At 68.9% G+C, this 17,280-nt stretch carries 14 protein-coding genes; 8 read left to right on the top strand and 6 right to left on the bottom strand.

Annotated features, from left to right (window positions below; genetic code table 11):
* Positions 1-146 precede the first annotated feature (146 nt).
* The 3 genes from BLV63_RS09555 (at position 147) to BLV63_RS09545 (ending at position 4,464) form a co-directional block, all read left to right on the top strand.
* Positions 147-2,018: a beta-glucoside-specific PTS transporter subunit IIABC gene (locus tag BLV63_RS09555; protein WP_066212132.1), complete on the top strand. Its 1,872-nt coding sequence runs from the start codon at positions 147-149 to the stop codon at positions 2,016-2,018.
* 50 nt (positions 2,019-2,068) lie between these two features.
* On the top strand, positions 2,069-3,502 hold the full coding sequence (locus BLV63_RS09550) for a glycoside hydrolase family 1 protein (protein WP_066212130.1): 1,434 nt from the start codon (positions 2,069-2,071) through the stop codon (positions 3,500-3,502).
* A 119-nt stretch (positions 3,503-3,621) separates the two neighbouring features.
* Positions 3,622-4,464 carry a PRD domain-containing protein gene (locus tag BLV63_RS09545; RefSeq protein ID WP_066212128.1) on the top strand — a complete coding sequence of 281 codons (843 nt, stop codon included), beginning with the start codon at positions 3,622-3,624 and terminating at the stop codon, positions 4,462-4,464.
* 60 nt (positions 4,465-4,524) lie between these two features.
* Here BLV63_RS09545 and BLV63_RS09540 read toward each other — a convergent pair whose 3' ends face one another.
* From BLV63_RS09540 to BLV63_RS09525, 4 genes are all read right to left on the bottom strand, one after another.
* Entirely contained in the window at positions 4,525-5,391 is an 867-nt protein-coding gene (locus BLV63_RS09540; protein WP_066212126.1) for an HAD hydrolase family protein, read from the bottom strand.
* Positions 5,392-5,568: 177 nt separating this feature from the next.
* The gene (locus BLV63_RS09535) at positions 5,569-6,423 is read right to left on the bottom strand and encodes an alkaline phosphatase family protein (RefSeq protein ID WP_066212124.1); all 855 of its coding nucleotides are present in this window, start codon (positions 6,421-6,423) and stop codon (positions 5,569-5,571) included.
* 171 nt (positions 6,424-6,594) lie between these two features.
* Entirely contained in the window at positions 6,595-8,640 is a 2,046-nt protein-coding gene (locus tag BLV63_RS09530) for a right-handed parallel beta-helix repeat-containing protein (protein WP_066212122.1), read from the bottom strand.
* A 105-nt stretch (positions 8,641-8,745) separates the two neighbouring features.
* Positions 8,746-9,906 (bottom strand): ROK family transcriptional regulator, encoded by a 1,161-nt coding sequence (locus tag BLV63_RS09525; protein ID WP_066212118.1) that lies wholly within the window; start codon positions 9,904-9,906, stop codon positions 8,746-8,748.
* An 89-nt stretch (positions 9,907-9,995) separates the two neighbouring features.
* Between BLV63_RS09525 and BLV63_RS09520 the strand changes: the two genes are divergently transcribed.
* From BLV63_RS09520 to BLV63_RS09500, 5 genes are all read left to right on the top strand, one after another.
* A complete protein-coding gene (locus tag BLV63_RS09520) occupies positions 9,996-11,345 on the top strand; it encodes a Gfo/Idh/MocA family protein (protein ID WP_217640448.1) in 1,350 nt (449 codons plus the stop codon).
* Entirely contained in the window at positions 11,342-12,634 is a 1,293-nt protein-coding gene (locus BLV63_RS09515) for an ABC transporter substrate-binding protein (protein ID WP_066212116.1), read from the top strand. The genes BLV63_RS09520 and BLV63_RS09515 overlap by 4 nt, the downstream gene beginning before the upstream one ends.
* Positions 12,631-13,593 carry a carbohydrate ABC transporter permease gene (locus tag BLV63_RS09510; RefSeq protein WP_066212113.1) on the top strand — a complete coding sequence of 321 codons (963 nt, stop codon included), beginning with the start codon at positions 12,631-12,633 and terminating at the stop codon, positions 13,591-13,593. Before BLV63_RS09515 ends, BLV63_RS09510 begins: the two co-directional genes overlap by 4 nt.
* The gene (locus tag BLV63_RS09505) at positions 13,590-14,465 is read left to right on the top strand and encodes a carbohydrate ABC transporter permease (RefSeq protein ID WP_066212110.1); all 876 of its coding nucleotides are present in this window, start codon (positions 13,590-13,592) and stop codon (positions 14,463-14,465) included. Before BLV63_RS09510 ends, BLV63_RS09505 begins: the two co-directional genes overlap by 4 nt.
* Before the next feature lie 192 nt (positions 14,466-14,657).
* Positions 14,658-15,635, top strand: coding sequence for a hypothetical protein (locus tag BLV63_RS09500; RefSeq protein ID WP_066212108.1), 978 nt, complete (start codon positions 14,658-14,660; stop codon positions 15,633-15,635).
* Position 15,636: 1 nt separating this feature from the next.
* On the opposite strand, the gene BLV63_RS09495 is transcribed toward BLV63_RS09500, so the two are convergent.
* A complete protein-coding gene (locus BLV63_RS09495; RefSeq protein ID WP_066212106.1) occupies positions 15,637-16,560 on the bottom strand; it encodes a hypothetical protein in 924 nt (307 codons plus the stop codon).
* A 41-nt stretch (positions 16,561-16,601) separates the two neighbouring features.
* On the bottom strand, positions 16,602-17,264 hold the full coding sequence (locus BLV63_RS09490; RefSeq protein ID WP_066212105.1) for a biliverdin-producing heme oxygenase: 663 nt from the start codon (positions 17,262-17,264) through the stop codon (positions 16,602-16,604).
* Positions 17,265-17,280 lie beyond the last annotated feature (16 nt).

Raw genomic sequence — 17,280 nt, 5'->3', positions numbered from 1 at the left:
AGTTTTGTGGTCCTCTGAGGCCACGAAGGATTGTGACCCGGGATGGACCGGGGCAAGACCTAGGAAACACCCCTGTGGGTGGGTCCTAGGTCTTTTGTCGTTTCCGGGCCAATGTGGGCCCGGAACAGCGGAAGAAAGGACCCACCATGGCATCGGTCGATTACCGGTCGCTGGCCGCCGACATCCTGCGGGAGGTCGGCGGAGAGGACAACGTGTCCAGCGCCGTGCACTGCGCCACCCGCCTGCGCTTGCGCCTCAAGGACGAGGGGAAGGCCGACACGGGCGCCATCGAGAAGCTCCCCGGCGTCATCACCGTGATGAAGGCCGGAGGCCAGTACCAGGTGGTCATCGGCAACGACGTCCCCACCGTCTACGCGGAGCTGAGCCGGATCACGCGCTTCGGGTCCGAAGACGCGGGCGCCGGGGGCGACGCCCCCACCCAGGGCAATCTGTTCAACCGCTTCATCGACATGGTCTCCGGGATCTTCACCCCGATGCTGTGGCCGCTCGCCGGATCGGGTCTCTTCAAGGCCTTCCTCACCATGGCCACCACCTTCGGCTGGATCAAAGCCACCGATCAGAGCTACATCATCCTGGCCGCGGCCGCCGATGCGCTCTTCTATTTCCTGCCCATCTTCCTCGCCGTGACGGCGGCCCGCCGCTTCAAGGCGAACCAGTTCACGGCCATGGCGATCGCCGGCGCCCTCGTCTACCCGACCATCGTCGCCCTCGCGGCCGACGGCAAGCCCGTCGCGTTCGCCGGGATCCCGGTCGTGATGATGAACTACACCAGCTCGGTCATCCCGATCCTCGTGGCGGTCTGGCTGCTCGGTCACCTCGAGCGCTTCCTGCTGAAGATCCTTCCCTCGGCCGTCCGCAACTTCCTGGTGCCGCTCCTCTGCATCGCGATCATGGTCCCGCTCACCCTCATGACCGTCGGCCCGGTCACCACCTTCATCTCGGCCGGCATCTCGAACGGCGTCTCGGCGATCTTCGGTTTCGCCCCCTGGCTGGCGGGCGCCATCATGGGCGGCCTGTGGCAGGTCTTCGTCCTCTTCGGCCTGCACTGGGGCTTCGTCCCGCTCATGGCGACCGACCTCGCCACCCTGCACTACTCGATCATGTTCGGCCCGGTCGTCCCGGCCGTGCTCGCCCAGGCCGCTTCGATGCTCGCCGTCGCCCTCCGCAGCCGGAGCGCCAAGCGCCGGGCCGTGGCCGCGCCCGCCGCCCTGTCCGGTTTCCTCGCCGGCGTCACCGAGCCAGGCATCTACGGCGTCAACCTCCCCCTGAAGAAGCCCTTCTACTTCGGCATCGCGGGCGGCGCCGTCGGCGGTGCGATCGCGGGCATGGGCGGCAGCGCGGCCACGGCGTTCGTGTTCCCGTCCCTGCTCTCCCTTCCCGCCTTCTCCCAGGTCGGCAGCTTCGCCGTCCTCATGCTGGGCGTCCTGGCCGCGGTGCTCATCGCCTTCCTCCTCACCTTCTTCTTCGGACCCCGCGAGCAGGCGGACGACGACGCCGCAGCCGCCGCGCAGGAACCGGCCGGCCCCGCCGTGGCCGCCGCCGGGAACATCACCGTCCTGGCTCCCGTCACCGGGGCGGTCGTCGCCCTGGCCGACGTCCCGGACAAGGTCTTCGCCTCGGGCGCCATGGGTGCGGGCCTCGGGATCGTCCCCGAGGAGGACCGGGTCTACTCCCCCGTCTCCGGCACCGTCCAGGCCGTCATGAAGACCGGCCACGCCTACGGCATCAAGTCGGACGACGGCGTCGAGGTGCTGGTGCACATCGGCATCGACACCGTGCAGATGAAGGGCGAGGGATTCGTGTCCGCCGTGTCGCGCGGTGACCGCGTCGAGGCCGGCGCCCTGCTCGCCACCGTCGACCGCGCCAAGGTTCTGGAGGCCGGCTACGACACCACCACCCTCATGGTGGTCACCAACACCAAAGACCTCACGGCCGTCGTGCCGCTCGCCCAGGGCCGCCTGACGCACGGGGTGCCGGCGCTCGACGTCGAACTCTGATCCGGTCCCGAAAAGAAGACGGCATTGAGAAGAACACAAGGAGCACCAGCATGAGCAACACCGTGACCCGGCCCGCGACCGGCCCCTTCCCGGAAGGCTTCCTCTGGGGCGGCGCGACCGCCGCGAACCAGGTGGAGGGCGCCTATGCCGAAGGCGGCAAGGGCCTGTCCATCCAGGACGTCATGCCGCACGGCATCACCACGCCCCCGACCGAGGGTCCCACGCCGGACAACCTGAAGCAGATCGCCGTGGATTCCTATCACCGGTATGTGGAGGACATCGCACTCTTCGCCGAGATGGGGTTCAAGGTCTACCGCTTCTCCATCGCGTGGAGCCGCATCTTCCCGCGCGGCGACGAGACCGAGCCGAATGAGGAAGGTCTCGCCTACTACGACCGGGTTCTGGACGAGCTGGAGAAGCACGGCATCGAGCCCCTCGTGACCATCAGCCACTACGAGACGCCGCTGCATCTCGCACGGCAGTACGGCGGCTGGACCAACCGGGAGCTGATCGGGTTCTACGAGCGGTACGCCCGGGTGCTGTTCGAGCGCTTCGGCTCCCGCGTGAAGCACTGGCTCACCTTCAACGAGATCAACTCGGTCATCCACGAGCCGTTCATGTCCGGCGGCATCCCGACGCCCCGCGAGGACCTGACGGACTCCGACCTCTACCAGGCCATCCACCACGAGCTCGTGGCGTCCGCCCGGGTGACGCGCCTGGCCCGCGAGATCATGCCGGAAGCCAAGGTCGGCTGCATGATCCTCGCACTCCCGGTGTATCCGCTGACGCCTGCTCCGGCCGACGTCGTGAAGGCGATGGACACCGCTCACGCCAGCTACGCGTTCGGTGACATCCACTGCCGTGGTGAGTATCCGGGCTATCTCCTCCGCTTCTTCCGGGACAACGGCATCGAATTGGAGATCACCGACCAGGACCGGGAGGACCTGCGGAACACGGTCGACTTCGTCTCCTTCAGCTACTACATGAGCATCTGTGAGACCGCCGATCCGGACCACCAGGTCCAGGGGCCCGGCAACATCATGGGCGGGGTGCCCAACCCAACCCTCGAGGCCTCCGAATGGGGTTGGCAGATCGACCCTCAGGGCCTGCGCGTGGTGCTCAACGACTACTGGGAGCGCTGGCAGAAGCCGCTCTTCATCGTGGAGAACGGCCTGGGCGCCAAGGACCGGCTGGTCGAGGTGGACGGTGTGAAGACCGTGGAGGACGACTACCGGATCCGCTACCTGAACGATCACCTCGTCCAGGTGCGCGAGGCCATCGCCGACGGCGCGCAGGTCCTCGGCTACACGACGTGGGGCTGCATCGACATCGTCAGCGCCTCCACGGCGCAGCTGAGCAAGCGCTACGGGTTCATCTACGTGGACCGGAACGACGACGGCTCGGGCACCCTGGAGCGCTACCGGAAGAAGTCCTTCGGCTGGTACCGGGACGTGATCGCCGCCAACGGCGCCAACCTCGCCTGACCTCGTCCGCATCCCTGCCGTGTGGCGGGACCGCCCGGTCCCGCCACACGGCCGTATCCTCTCCCCAGGAGCTCTTCCGGGACGTTCCGACCGATTCCGACAGACAGGCAGCACCCATCGTGGAGATCCTCCGCGTTTTCAACAACAACGTCGTCCTGGCCCGCAACGACGCGGGGCAGGAGACCATCCTGACCGGCCGGGGCCTCGGCTTCCAGGCCAAGCCGGGCCAGCAGGTGGACCCGGCCAAGGTGATCCGGGTCTTCGTGCCGGAGAACGGCCGCGACCCGGACAACTTCGGGGCCGTGGTGGCCGCGATCCCGCCCGAGCATCTGCTGCTGGCCGACCAGGCGCTCAAGGCCGTGTCCGCCGAGTTCAGCGACGCCGTGGGATCGACGCTCCTGGTGGCCCTGGCCGATCACCTGAGCTTCGCCATCAAGCGCGTCCGGCAGGGCATCCGGCTCGAGTACCCGCTGCGCTCCGAAGTCCTGCACCTCTACCCTCACGAGTTCCGCATGGCCCGCCGGATCGTGGAGCACGTCAACGCAGCCCTCGAAGTGAGCCTCCCGGAGGAGGAGTCTGTGGCGGTCGCGCTGCACCTGGTCAACGCGGGATTCTCCACGGGCAACCTGGCGTACACCTACCGCATGACGGGCGTGCTGACCCAGCTGTTCGAGGTCATGGAGACCGCCTACGGGCGCCCGTTCGACCGCGACTCGGTGAACGCGGCCCGCTTCATCACCCACCTGCGGTACTTCTTCGTGCGGGCCCATGCCGGGCGACAGCTCAACGAAGGCAATGACAAGCTGTTCACGGCGATCCGGGAGGCTTACCCGTCGGACTACGCCACCGCGGTGAAACTCCAGTCCGTGCTGGAGCTCCGGCTGGATCAGGAGCTCACGGACGACGAGGTCGCCTATCTCACCCTGCACCTGGCCCGCATGGCGGACGACTCCCGGGGCTGAACTCCCGCTGCCGAACGGGAGCGGCTGAGCGGGCGGGCTGGGCTGACGCCCGGCCGGGCGTCAGCCCAGCAGGCCGAGTTCCGCCAGAGCCCTGGCCACCCCGTGCTCCGCAGGGCCGGCCGTCATGCGGTCCGACACCGCCACAAGGTCCGGCGCCGCACCCTCCACGGCGATCCCGATCCCCGCGTACTCGAGCATCTCCAGGTCGTTGGCGCTGTCACCGATCGCGATGATGTCCTCGCGGGCCAGTCCCAGGTGATCCTGGACCACCTGGATGCCCACCGCCTTGTGGGTTCCCGCGACGAAGATCTCCCCGGCCGTGTCACCGAGCGCGGACAGCGAGCTGGGCACGAGCCCCACCTCGGGGCCGAGTTCGGCGATCACCTCGGTCAGCGGAGTGTCCGAAGCGAAGCAGGAGACCTTCGCGAAGGACGTGCCGCGCAAGTCATCGGCATATTGCATGGGACCGAGGATGTCCGCCGCGGGATCCACCGTGGCACTGTGCCGCCCCGGGCTCGTCTCCCGCCCCGCGAAGATGGGGGCCAGCACCTCGCGGAGCCGCTGATCCACCCCATGGCGGCCGTGCAGAGCATGCGGAGCTTCCAGGATGTAGGCGGCGTGGTGGGCGTCGAGCGCCTCGATCACGCGATCCGCCAGGCCCTGCTCGAACCGCGTGTCCCGCAGGGTCTCGCCGCCTACGTCGACACGGGCGCCGGCACCGGAGACGACGCCGTCGAAACCAGGATCCAGGATGCGGTCCGCGATCATCGCGAGAGGCCGCCCGGTGCACAGGAACACCTTGTGCCCGACGCTCCGCGCCAGCTGAACCGCCTCGACATGTGCGTCCGGGACCAGGCCGTGGTCCGCGTAGGTGCCGTCGATGTCCAGGAAGACGGCGCGGGGACGGAAGGGCTGCTGGCTGGTCACGCGGGAACTCCTCGGGTTGATGTCGGCCCTTCCGATCCTATCGGCCGGGCACTCCCTCCGCGGGCCTGAGACCACCCTGTGGACACGACGACGGCGACCCCCGCCGTGCCCTGCGCCGGCACCCGGGCTCGCGGCGCCGTCGTCGTCCGTCACGGGGCGACGGCGCCTCCGCGGGGCTCAGCCGAGGGGGCTCCCCACGAGTCCCCAGGACGGTTCGGGTTCGATCCCGAGGAGGGACAGGATGTGCGGGTGGACGTCCGCATGGTCCACGTCGGCGCGCTGGCCGGGTCCGCCGAGACCGGGGCCCGCGGCGCACATCCAGGCCGTGCGTTCCTCGTCGCTGTCGCCGCCGTGGTGCCCGGCGTCGCGATGACCGTGGTCGGTCAGGACGATCACGGTCCAGTCCTCCTCGCTCCGGCTGGGACGCTGTTCGATCGCGGCGAGCATGACCCCGATCTGCTCGTCACAGCGTTCGATCGCCTCCTGGTAGCGGGGCGTGACCCCCTCGTGGTGCCCGACCATGTCGACCAGGAGCAGGTAGGCGAAAGTGACCGTCGGCGCGTCGTGGAGCAGCGTGCGCGCCACCCGGGATGTCACCGCCTCGTCCATGACCTCGATGACATCCAGTTCCCCTTCCTCGGAATCGACCGGCAGGCCGGGCCGGTAGCCGCCCGGCGCGAAGACCGGACCCCCGGCGGACTCCGTCACGAGGGGTCCCCAGGCCGCCGCGGCGAACGTCGTGGCCCCGGGCACCTGCTCCCGCACGCGGCTCAGGAAGTCCGGGTACTCCCCCAGCCGATGGCCCGCGAGCTGGTTGTCCCGGATGCCGTGCAGGTCCGAGTACACGCCGCTCGCGACCGTGGACCAGACCGGCCCGGAGATGGTGGGGTTACGATCGTCGACGCGCACGGGCGCCAGGAATCCCTGCCCTGCCAGCGCGTCGAGATGCGGCGTATTGGCTTTCAGGAGGCTGTCGTGACGGCAGCCGTCCACGCCGATCACCAGGATGTGCTGCTTCTTCGCTGCGGGCATGTCGTCTGCCGCCTTTCGGTGTGCTGGTGGTGCCGCCGGATCTGGACCCGGCGCGGGGCGTGACGGAGCCACGCCCACTCTCGCAGGCCGGGCGCCGGACCTCAAGGAGGCCCGGCGTCCGGCCGGCTCGGTGGTTGAGACCGGTGGCTCTGCTCGGTGATCGAGCCCGGGTCAGCGCGTCGAGATCTCGCTGACCGCCAGATTGCCCCAGGTCAGGTTGGCCGCCTTGACGACCAGCCGGATCTTGCCCGTGGTCACGGCGGACGGCAGCTGGACCGTCTTGCGTTCGACGGCCGCAGAGTTGCCGGTCCAGGTGATCTGAGCGTTGGAGAGCTGCGTGACCCAGGCGGAGCCATCCCAGCTCTGCACATCGACGGTCTTGATGCCCTGGCCTGCGCCGAAGATGCTCGCCAGCTCCACGGCCTTCACAGGTCGAGGGCTCGCGAACTCCAGGGTGATGTTCCCCGGGAACTGGACCCCGCTGGACGGGCTCGCCCAGGGGGTCAGGTCGCTGCCGTCGGCGATGGCGGCGGGCACGGTGGACTGACCGTTGCCGAAGCTCGTCGTCACCGTCGGCGCCGCCTCGTTCAGGCCCGCGCCCGCGGTCGACTGCACCGCGCCGAGGTCCGCCATGCCCGAGGGCAGCAGCGTGCCCCGGACGTCCCGGCCGCCGTCGAACGGGATGTCCAGTCCCTGCGCGGTGACGGGCGAACCCGCGGTCGGGGCGTACCCGGCCAGATCATTGATCGAGGTGGCCGCACCGGGCGCGCTCAAGCCCGCCGTTCCGCTGAGGGCCGCACGTTCACGGGACGGGACGGGTCCACTCTGGTAGAAATTGCGGTCGTAGGTGACGGCGGCGGAGTCGCGGTAGGCGAGGCCCGCGCCGTTGTAGATGATGTTGTTGCGGAAGCTGACGTTGGAGACCGAGGTGTTCCAGACCTTGACCATGCTGAATTCGGCGCGATCAGGGTTGTTGGCGATGAACGGCGTCAGCGGGGTCCAGATGGTGTTGTTGTAGATGTCGATGTTCTTCGCGTTGGTGGACAGCGCGAAGATCTGATTGCCGTCGCCCTGGCTCACGTTGTAGCGGATGGTCGCCTCCGCGGGACCTGTGCCGGTGGAGACGGCGATGAAGAAGCCGCCCTCGTTGTCGTGGCTGTAGTTGTACTGCACCAGGCTGCGGTGCACGGAGGCGTCGGCGTCGAAGCCGTTGCCATCGCTCGCCAGGCCCCAGTACTTGGTGCCGGAGACCTCGTTGTACTCGACCACCGTGTCATCGGCGCCAGCCCACCAGATGCCGACGTTGCCGTGGTTCTGGGCGGTCTTGTCCACCCGGTTGTGATCGATCCGGGCGCCCTGGGCCTGCATCACCGTGATGCCGCCGGCGGAGATGTCATGGACGGTGTTGCCCGTGACGACCGTGCCCGTGCTCGGCGTCCAGGCGCGGTAGCCGCCCGCGGGGACCGGCATGAAGTCCCAGAGGTCGTTCCAGCCTTCGCGCTGCATCCAGGAGGACCACGTCACGATGCCGTAGGACCGGGAGTCGGCCACCTCATTGCCTTCGATGCGCAGGTTCCGGTAGAAGGTGGGAGTCGTGGAGCCCAGAGCCGAGACGATGATCCCGCCCACCGAAGGATTCGAGGAGTCGTTGCCGCTCGTGGCGCCCTGAATGCCGTGGACGTAACTGTTCCGGACGGTCACCCCGTCCACCGCACCGTAGTCGCGCGCGGTGACCTGGATGCCGATCCGCGGAGTGGCGCCTCCATTGGTGTTGGTCACCTCGAGCCCGTCGATCGTGATGTCGTGTTCGTTCTCCACCTTCACGGCGGCGTCCACGGCGCCCGCACCGTCGATCCGCGGCTTGGCCCCGGTCCCATAGCCGCCGACGACGATCGGCTGGCCCGGCGCGCCGGAGCCGTGCGTGGCGAGCTGCCCGGTCCACTGCCCGCCGGCCTTGAACAGGACCCGGTCCCCCGGTCCGAACGTCTGGGCCGAGACCTTGGACAGGCTCTTCCAGGCGGTGCCCGGAGAAAGGCCGTCCGCCGTGTCGCTGCCCGCCGGGTCGACGTAGTAGCTGGTGGCGGTCTGCACTGCCGTCTGGATCCCGGCCGGCGCCGTGACCTCTCCCGGCAAGGCCACGGCGGGAGCCAGGCCTGTCGCCAGGAGGACACCGCTGCTGGCAAGGATGGCACCGATGGTGCTGGTCCGTCGCTTCATGGCACTCCTCATCGAGTTCAATAATGAAAGGAGTTTTAATTAAGTACAGGCGGTCCGGACCCGCGTCAAGGGTTTTCCCAGCCCCGCCGAACCGGCGGGCGGCGGTCAGGATGCCGCGGCGAGGGGCGCGGGCAGCACGCTCTCGACGTCGTACAGCTGATCGTCCACCAGGTTCAGCGCATGGCGCAGGGCCCCCGACACGACGGCGCGTTCCCCCAGCGAGGACAGGCTGAGCTGCGGCGCTTCGATGCAGAGCGGCGCCAGGTAGCGGGCGAGCGGCTCCAGGAGGATCTCCCCGGAGCGCGAGACGCCGCCGCCCAGGACCACGAGTTCCGGATCGAGCGTCAGGACCAGCGCGGCGATGCCTTCCGCCAGATCGCTGGCATAGCGCTCGACCGCCCAGCGGGCCTCGGCGTCGCCGGTCTTGGCGGCGTCGAACACCGTGGCCGCTACGGATTCACCGGGCGTCCCCTCACTCAGACCGGAGAAGGCCGAGAGTCGCGACGGCGCGCGATGCCAGCCGACCAGCGGGAGGGCCCCGATCTCGCCGGAGAGCCCGCGCGCGCCGCGGTACAGCTTCCCGTTGATGAAGAGTCCCGCACCCGTCCTCATGCCGCAGTGGATGTACGCGACCTCGCTGTAGCCCGCGGCCACGCCCTTCCAGGCCTCCGCCATCGCCGCGAGGTTGCAGTCGTTCTCGACCACCACGGGGCAGGAGTAGTCCTCGGCGAAAGCGCCGGCCAGATCGACGCCCTCCCACCCGGGCAGCGCGACGGAGTGGGTGACCACGCCCGCGGTGCTGACCGTGCCGGTGGTCCCGACGCAGACGGCGGACAGCGCGGACGGCGTCAGGCCGGCGTCGGCCACGGCCTGAGACGCGGCGGCACGTGCCGCCCGGAGGCGCGCCTCCCGTCCGTCCCCGGGCAGGACCGACGCTGAGGACGTGCCGACCGGCTCTCCCGCGAGATCCGCCACGACGGCACGCACGGTCACCGATCCGATGTCCACACCCATGACGTGGCCGGCGTCCGCCCGGAATTCCACCAGGCGTCGCGGACGGCCCACCTGGCCGGTCTCCGGCTCGTGGGAGAACAGCCACCCGGCGTCGAGGAGCGAATCCACGATGCCTTCCACAGTGGGGCGGGACAGCCCGCTCTGCGTGGCCAGCTCGGTCAGGCCCATCGCACCCTGCTCACGGAGCAGTCGCATGGTCAGGACGGCGTTCTGCCGTCGCAGGCGGGAGGTGTCCCCTCGGCGCAATTCCACATTCACTCCTTCTCGAGGTCTTGACAGTTCCGTTCCCGGGACCTCAGATTAAAGAAACCTCTTTTAATTTCTATGGTCAGGGGAACCACGTGCAGTCTGCAAGTCCCATCGCGTCCGCTCCTCCAGCGGACGCACCCACCCTCGCGGTGATCGGCGCCGGCCTCCGCAGCACGGTCTACGCCCAGCGGGCCCGGGCGACCGGCGCCGTGCGGATCGTCGCCGTCGCGGAGCCGGACCCGGTGCGCCGCGAGCGGTTCGCCCGAGAGCACGGCATTCCGGCGGAGAACGTCTTCAGCGGATGGGAGGATCTCCTGGCCGGCGAACGGCTGGCCGACGGCGTCATCATCGGCACGCAGGACCGGATGCACACCGGACCTGCCGTGGCGGCGGCCAGGAAGGGCTATCACATCCTCCTGGAGAAGCCGATCGCCCCCACCGAGGAGGAGGCCACCCGCATCCTCGCGGCGGCGGAGGAGAACGACGTCATCCTCGCCGTCTGCCACGTCATGCGGTACTCCCCCTACACGCGGGCGCTGCGGACGATCCTCGAAGACGGCACTATTGGTCAAGTGATCAATGTGCAGCATCTGGAGCAGGTGGGCTGGTGGCATCACGCTCACTCCTTCGTCCGCGGCAATTGGCGCAAGGAGGCGGAGTCCGCCTCGCTCCTTCTGGCCAAAGCTTGCCACGACGTCGATTGGCTTGCCTACATGATGGGAGCAATCCCACAGCGTGTCTCCTCCTTCGGCGCGCTCACCCACTTCACGGCGGCGGCCCGCCCCGCAGGCGCGGCAGACCGGTGCTGGGACTGCCCGCTGGAAGCCATCTGCCCGTACTCGGCCAAACGGCTCTACCTCGGGTGCCTCGGCGATCCGGAGAAGGAGTTCTGGCCGCTGTCCGCCGTCACGGAGGACGCCACCCCCGAAGGTGTGGAGCGGGCGCTGCGCACCGGCCCGTACGGACGCTGCGTCTACGCCTGCGACAACGACGTGGTGGACACCCAGACCGTCTCCCTCGAATTCGGCACCGGCGCGACGGCGACCATCACCGTCACGGCCTTCGCCGCCCTGGAGCACCGCAAGACCCGGATCTTCGGGACGCACGGCTCGATCGACGGCGACGGACGCCATCTCCGGATTCATGATTTCGTCTCGGACAGCTGGACCGAGATCGACACCGGCGGGGGCGATGACGCCTCCATGGCCGGCGGGCACGGGGGCGCCGACGAATCCCTGGCGGACGCCTTCTTCTCCGCCCTCCGCCACGACGATCCCTCCCGGATCCTCAGCAGCGGACGCGAGAGCCTCGACACCCATCGGGTGGTCTGGGCCGCGGAGACCGCCCGGAAGCAGGGCACCGTGGTCACGATCCCGCCCACAGCACTTTCAGCGACACACCTTTCAATGACGAAACAGGAAGAATCGGAGTACACAGCATGAAGAACCAGAAACTGCGGGTCCTCACCGCCGTCGTCCTGGCCGGCGCGGTGGCCACCGGCGCCTCTGCGTGCGGCCAGAAGAACAGCGCCTCGGCGGCCGCCGAGCGCACGCTCAGCTATCGCTCCATCTGGAGCGCCGACGAGCCGCAGGCCAAGATCCTCAAGAGCGCCCTGGACGACTTCGCCCAGCAGGAAGGCGTCAAGGTCGACGTCAAGTTCGTCGGGCGCACGGGCGGTGACGCACTGACCACCGAGATGGCCGCGGGGAAGGGGCCGGATCTGTTCGACGCCGGCTCGGACAACCTGCCCGCCTGGCGAGCCCAGAATCTGGCCGCCCCGGTGGATGACGTGCTGAAGATGCCCGTCCCGGGCGAGAACGGCAAGACGGTCGGCGATCTGGTGCCGGCGGCCCTGCAGAAGGCCGCCTCGGACGACAAGGGCCTCGGATTCCTCCCCCACACCGCCATCTCGACCGCCGTGTGGTTCGACGCCGCCAAGCACCCGGAACTCGCGTCCGCTCCCCCGAAGACCTGGGATGAGTTCGTCGCGTACCTCAACAAGGCCAAGGCCGCCGGCCGGACCCCTATCTGTCAGGACGGGACCGTCCCGTTCTACAACGTCTACTGGCTGTACTCCGCCCTGGTGAACGCCGGCGGCTCCGGCAGCCTGCTCGGTCTCCAGAAGACCTCGGACGCATGGGACAAGCCGGAGGTCCTCGCGGCCGCGGGCAAGGTGGAGCAGCTGGCCAAGGGCGGCTACTTCCAGCCGAACTTCATCGCCACCAAGTACCCGGCCGCCCAGAACGACTGGGTTCAGGGCAAGTGCGATCTGAACATCAACGGCACCTGGCTGGCCAGCGAAGTCGCCTCCGCCACCCCGTCCGGCGCCCAGATCCGTTCCTTCCAGCTTCCCGTGGGCGGCAAGGACTCCGTGGAGGCCGGCGCACTCGGCCTCGGGGTGAACGCCAAGGGCAAGAACGCCGAGGACGCCAAGAAGTTCCTGGCCTTCTTCGAACAGTCCAAGTACCAGAAGCGCATCGCGGACGAGGCCAAGAACATCCCGGCCCGCAGCGACGTCCCCGCCCCCAAGGCCCTCTCGGACGCTCAGAAGGCCCTGGCCGACGCCAAGGACGTGCACCTGACCTACGACACGGCCGCCGGCAACAAGGCCTGGTGGAACGACATGTTCCTGCCCCTGGACGACCAGCTCCTGCAGGGCAAGATCAGCGCGGCCCAGTTCGTCCAGCAGGGCAAGCAGAAGTCCGCTCAGATCATGGCCGGGCAGAAATGACCAGTCGCCTCGCGGATGCCGGGGCGGTCCCACAGAACCGGACCGCCCCGGCGGAGGTGATCCGCAAGCCGCTGCTGCCGTCGCGGGAGAAGGTCTTCTGGGCCTTCCTCGGCCCGGCGCTGGCGCTCTACACGCTCCTGTTCGTGGCGCCGTCCTTCTTCGGGGTCTGGGTCAGCCTGACCAAGTGGGCCGGTCCGGGCTCGGAGATGTCGTGGCGCGGCCTGCAGAACTACGTGTCACTCCTCGGCAATGAGGCCTTCCTCCGGTCCTTCGGCAACACGCTGGTGCTCGCGGTGGTCAGCGGGACTCTCGTCTTCGGCGTCACCTTTCTGAGCATGGTGGTGCTGCGCCAGCTGAAGGGCCGGGCGTTCATCCGCTCCGTGGTCTTCCTGCCGGTGATCATCTCCCCCATCGCGGTCGGCGCGGCGATCGGCTTCCTGCTGAACCCCGACGGCGTGGCGAACCGGATCCTCGGCTTCTTCGGCATCGCGCCCATCGGCTTCCTCGGGCCCGACACCGTCTTCGCCTGCATCATCGGCGGAGTGGTCTGGTCTTCGACCGGCCTGTACATCGCGCTCATGCTCTCGGCCATGGACGCGATCCCGGAGGACCTGTACGAGGCGGCTCTCCTGACCGGCGCGTCGAAGTGGCAGCAATTCCGCTTCATCACATTGCCACTCTCCTGGGACGTGTTCGCCGTGGCCTCGGTGCTGTGGGTGGTGAACAGTCTCAAGACCTTCGAGATCGTCATCGCCTTCACCACAGGCGGCGCGGTCGGCGTGCCGCCGATCCAGGCCCGCACCGTGGCGGTCCAGCAGTACAACTCGGTGGTGGTGAGCGGCGGCGTGCCGGACCTCGGGGCCGGCGCCGCCATGGGCGTCATCGTGACCGTCCTGACCATCATCCTCATCGTCCTGGTCCGCCGGATCACGGCCCGCGAACAGGTGGAGCTCTCATGAGGAAACTCGGCCGCTTCTGCGGCAACGTCTTCGTCCCGTCCGTGACCGTCGCGGCCCTCTGGCTGTGGGTGGCCTTCAACCTGGTGCTGGTCGCCTGGATCGGCATCCAGTCGCTCAAGACCTCGGGCGACATCATCCAGAACCCGTTCGCCCTGCCTACCGACCCGCAGTGGAAGAACTTCGGGACGGTCTGGGAGCTCGGGCAGTTCGCCCAGGCGGCGCTCAACAGCGTGGTCGTCACGGGGCTCGGGGCGCTGCTCATCGTGGCGATCGCCGCGCCGGCCGCTTATGTGCTGGCCCGGTCGAGCAAGAAGGTGGCCGGCCCGCTCACGGCGTATTTCGCCGTCGGGCTCTCGATTCCGCTGCAGACGCTCGCGGTGCCGATCGTGGTCGCGAAGCTGGGCCTGAGCAGCTTCATGGTGGACTGGGTCACCGGCTGGTGGGACGACCGGATCACGCTGCTGATCTTCGAAGTCGTGTTCTCGCTGCCGTTCGCGGTCTTCGTCCTCACCGGGTTCTTCCGGTCCCTTCCGCACGAAGTGGAGGAGGCGGCGGAGGTCGACGGCGCGGGTCCGCTCACTCTGTTCCGGCAGATCGTGCTCCCCCTGGCAAAGCCCGGGCTGACAACGGTGCTGGTGCTCAACATCATCGGCCTGTGGAATTCGGCGCTGCTCGTGATGCTGATCGTGTCCGATCCGGAGCAGCGCACCCTTCCGGTCGCTCTCCTGAACCTGTATTCCGCCATGCAGTACAGCTCCGATTGGGGCGGCCTGTTCGCCGGGATCGTGATCCTCGTGTTTCCCATGGTCGTGCTGTATCTGTGGGTCGGGCGGCGGATCATCGACGGCATGACCGCCGGCATGGGCAAGTAACGCCACCAGCGAGGCCCGGGACCGCCACACCTCCGCGGTCCCGGGCCTCCCGCGTGTCCGCACACCGTTCGCCTGGCGGACACGATGCATCCATGGTCCGGACGATCGTGATGATTTAGCATGAACCATCACACTCGCCCTCGGCGGACGGACCTGGGACCCGTCCGCCGGCACCTCTGACCGGAGGCCTCCATGCCCTCATCCTTGTCCGCGTACCTCGACGCCCTGCCCGGCGACCGCCGCAGCATCCACTCGACCCTGTCCGCAGCGCTCCGGCAGCGTCTCGCTCCCGGGCCGGCACTCGACGGGCTCGTCTTCATCCCGGGCGAGCCGCGCCCCGTGCACAGTGACCATGAGGAGGTGTTCTGGCAGGCCACGGAGCAGCTGATGCTCTCGACCCCCTCGGGAGAGGACGAACTGCCGCTCGCCTGGCTCGGCTATCACGTGAAGAGCCGCTTCTCCGGCCGTCGCGAGGCGCAGGGCTTCCTGATCACCGACCGGCGACTGGTGGTCAAGGACGATGTGGACGGGATCTTCGGCAAGGCGCTCCCCCGCCAGTATCCGCTGTTCACGGGTCCCGGCGGGGCTGCGGCGTCCGCGGCAGAGACCACAGCGGCCGCGACGGAGTCGTACAACTGGGAGTACTCGTCCGGCCTGCTGGACGACGATCGCACCGCCGGCCTGAGCCGTCTGCTCGCCGACGCCCTCCACACCGTGCTGGAACTGTCACCGTCCCTCGGCGCCACGGTTCCGCAGGCGCCCGTCACCGCCACGGACCTCCGGGGCCGCGTGCAGGAACTGGGTCTCGGCGACGTCGTGAAGTACGACGACGACCCCCAGCAAGCGAAACACTTCGCCAAGGCGGCGAAGAAGCTGCCTCTCGAGCCGGGCGAGCGCCTGCTGGCGGCTTTCACCTCGGCCACCTTGATGGGCGTCTACGGTCTCCTCATCACGGACCGGCGACTGCTCTCCCGTGATCTCGGAGAGGAACCGGTGAGCACGGACCGGGCCGCCATCGACCCCGAAAGCCTGCGGCTGAGCCCCGACAACGACCGTCAGATCATCGCCGCTCCGGGCGCCGTCCATCAGCTGCCGGAAGGCCTCAGCCCCGAGCAGCGCCAGGCGCTCGTCACCCTGCTCCGGGAGTACGCCGAGGGGCGCGTGGCCTGAATCAGGCCACGCGCCGCCGTCGCCGGATCACTCCGGCGACGGCGGCGCCCACGGCGCCGATCACCAGCGCCACCAGCACGTATCGCCACGACATGCCCGCCGGTCCGAGCGCTGCGCCGAAGATCTCTCCGGCCGCGTCCACCGCATCCCGGGGATTGCGGAGGAGCACCCGGGAGCCCGCCGCGGTCATGATGCCGGTGAAGAGCGCCGGCACGATCCACAACAGGAACAGCGACACGATCCAGGCCAGCACCCGGCCCACACTGCGCACGCCGCACCAGGCCAGTACCGCGCCCACCAAGACGGCGGGGAGCCACTCCAGCAACGGCACCGGGGAGGCAATCCGGAACGGGCCGTCCTGCGCGTACAGCAGCGTGCTGAGCCACGAGTTGACGACGAGGGCGCCCGTCGTCAGGCCCAGCGCGGCGCCCGGCGCCGGAGCGCGTGACACGAGCACCGCGACCAGCAGGCCCACCACGATGGACGCGATGATCACCCCCAGGATCGCCCCGAAGTAGAGATCGCTCCGCGAGTCCGCCGACAGTCCTGGGCGCACCTCGCTCGCGGTCTGAGCGGTGGCCGCACCCTGCACGAGCAGGAGCCCCGCCCAGGCCAGGACGAATCCCCGGGCCCGCCGGGGACGGCCCACGCTCCGCAGCAACAGGCCGGCCAGGGCCGAGCCCGTCACCATGAGGGACACGAGCAGGATCAACGAGTACTGACTGAATGGCAGGGCCACCAGCGGCATCGCGTCCGGCCACACCGGATCCGACCAGAGGTTCTGGAGCGGCAGCCGCATGCCCTGCGCGAGCCAGGGCAGCAGGCCCACCAGGGCGCAGACGACGCCGAGGAGGAAGCAGGCCCAGTCGGGCAGTCCGGCGCGGGAGCGGGAGCGGAGGGCGGGGGCCGTGTCCGTGGAGTCCATGTCCCGATCATGGCATGTCCGACTGCTCGGACGGGCCGTGGTCAGACCGTGGCGAGCTGTGGGGATCGCCGGGACAGTTCGCCGAAGACGTCACGGTTCAGTCGGAAACCGAGCGCCGCTTCATGTACCACCGCGTCACCGTCATGCTGCGCGGCGAAGGCATCCAGGAGGCCCCGATACCGCTCCTTGTACGGCTTGGGCTTGGGGATGGACGGGAATTCCCACATGCGCAGCAGGTCAGCAGGAACACCGTAATGGCGCGCCACCAGGGCGCCGATGGCCTGCCCACCCGAGAGATCGCCCAGGTATCGCAGGTAGTGGTGCGCCACCAGGCGACCCGGGTCGTTCATCGCGCCTGTCGCCGTGATGCGCCGGGCATAAGCCTCGGCGGCCGGGACGACAGCGGGCACTTCCCGAAGGCTGGCCCACTCGGCCAGACGCGGAAGGTCTGCATCGAGCGCCGCCAGGCGGTCGAGCGCGGGGTCGAAGAGATCCGCCACGGCCGGCTCGTGCCGCCACCGCGCCGTCGCGCTCTCCAGCGCCGCATAGAGCGGCCGGTACTGGGCCAGGAGCAGCACGTAGTCCGCGCCGCTGCGCGCCCCCTCCATGAGGGACGTGATGAATTCCGAGCTCTCGGCTTCAGTATGGTCCACGCGGGTCGCCTGGCGCAGGCGGGAGGAGAAAGCGGGGCTTTCAGCAGACATGGGACGGCCTTTCGAC

Origin of the sequence: Arthrobacter woluwensis, from assembly GCF_900105345.1 — a bacterium.
Taxonomy (GTDB): Bacteria; Actinomycetota; Actinomycetes; order Actinomycetales; family Micrococcaceae; genus Arthrobacter_E; species Arthrobacter_E woluwensis.
Note: the sequence above shows the minus strand (reverse complement) of the source record. Positions and strands in the feature narration are given on the sequence as shown.

Excerpts from the sequence above, each read along its gene's own strand:
- BLV63_RS09515 (WP_066212116.1), top strand. The coding sequence starts at position 11,342 with ATGAAGAACCAGAAACTGCGGGTCCTCACCGCCGTCGTCCTGGCCGGC.
- BLV63_RS09555 (WP_066212132.1), top strand. The coding sequence starts at position 147 with ATGGCATCGGTCGATTACCGGTCGCTGGCCGCCGACATCCTGCGGGAG.
- BLV63_RS09500 (WP_066212108.1), top strand. The coding sequence starts at position 14,658 with ATGCCCTCATCCTTGTCCGCGTACCTCGACGCCCTGCCCGGCGACCGC.
- BLV63_RS09535 (WP_066212124.1), bottom strand. The coding sequence starts at position 6,423 with ATGCCCGCAGCGAAGAAGCAGCACATCCTGGTGATCGGCGTGGACGGC.
- BLV63_RS09510 (WP_066212113.1), top strand. The coding sequence starts at position 12,631 with ATGACCAGTCGCCTCGCGGATGCCGGGGCGGTCCCACAGAACCGGACC.
- BLV63_RS09490 (WP_066212105.1), bottom strand. The coding sequence starts at position 17,264 with ATGTCTGCTGAAAGCCCCGCTTTCTCCTCCCGCCTGCGCCAGGCGACC.
- BLV63_RS09550 (WP_066212130.1), top strand. The coding sequence starts at position 2,069 with ATGAGCAACACCGTGACCCGGCCCGCGACCGGCCCCTTCCCGGAAGGC.
- BLV63_RS09495 (WP_066212106.1), bottom strand. The coding sequence starts at position 16,560 with ATGGACTCCACGGACACGGCCCCCGCCCTCCGCTCCCGCTCCCGCGCC.
- BLV63_RS09505 (WP_066212110.1), top strand. The coding sequence starts at position 13,590 with ATGAGGAAACTCGGCCGCTTCTGCGGCAACGTCTTCGTCCCGTCCGTG.
- BLV63_RS09530 (WP_066212122.1), bottom strand. The coding sequence starts at position 8,640 with ATGAAGCGACGGACCAGCACCATCGGTGCCATCCTTGCCAGCAGCGGT.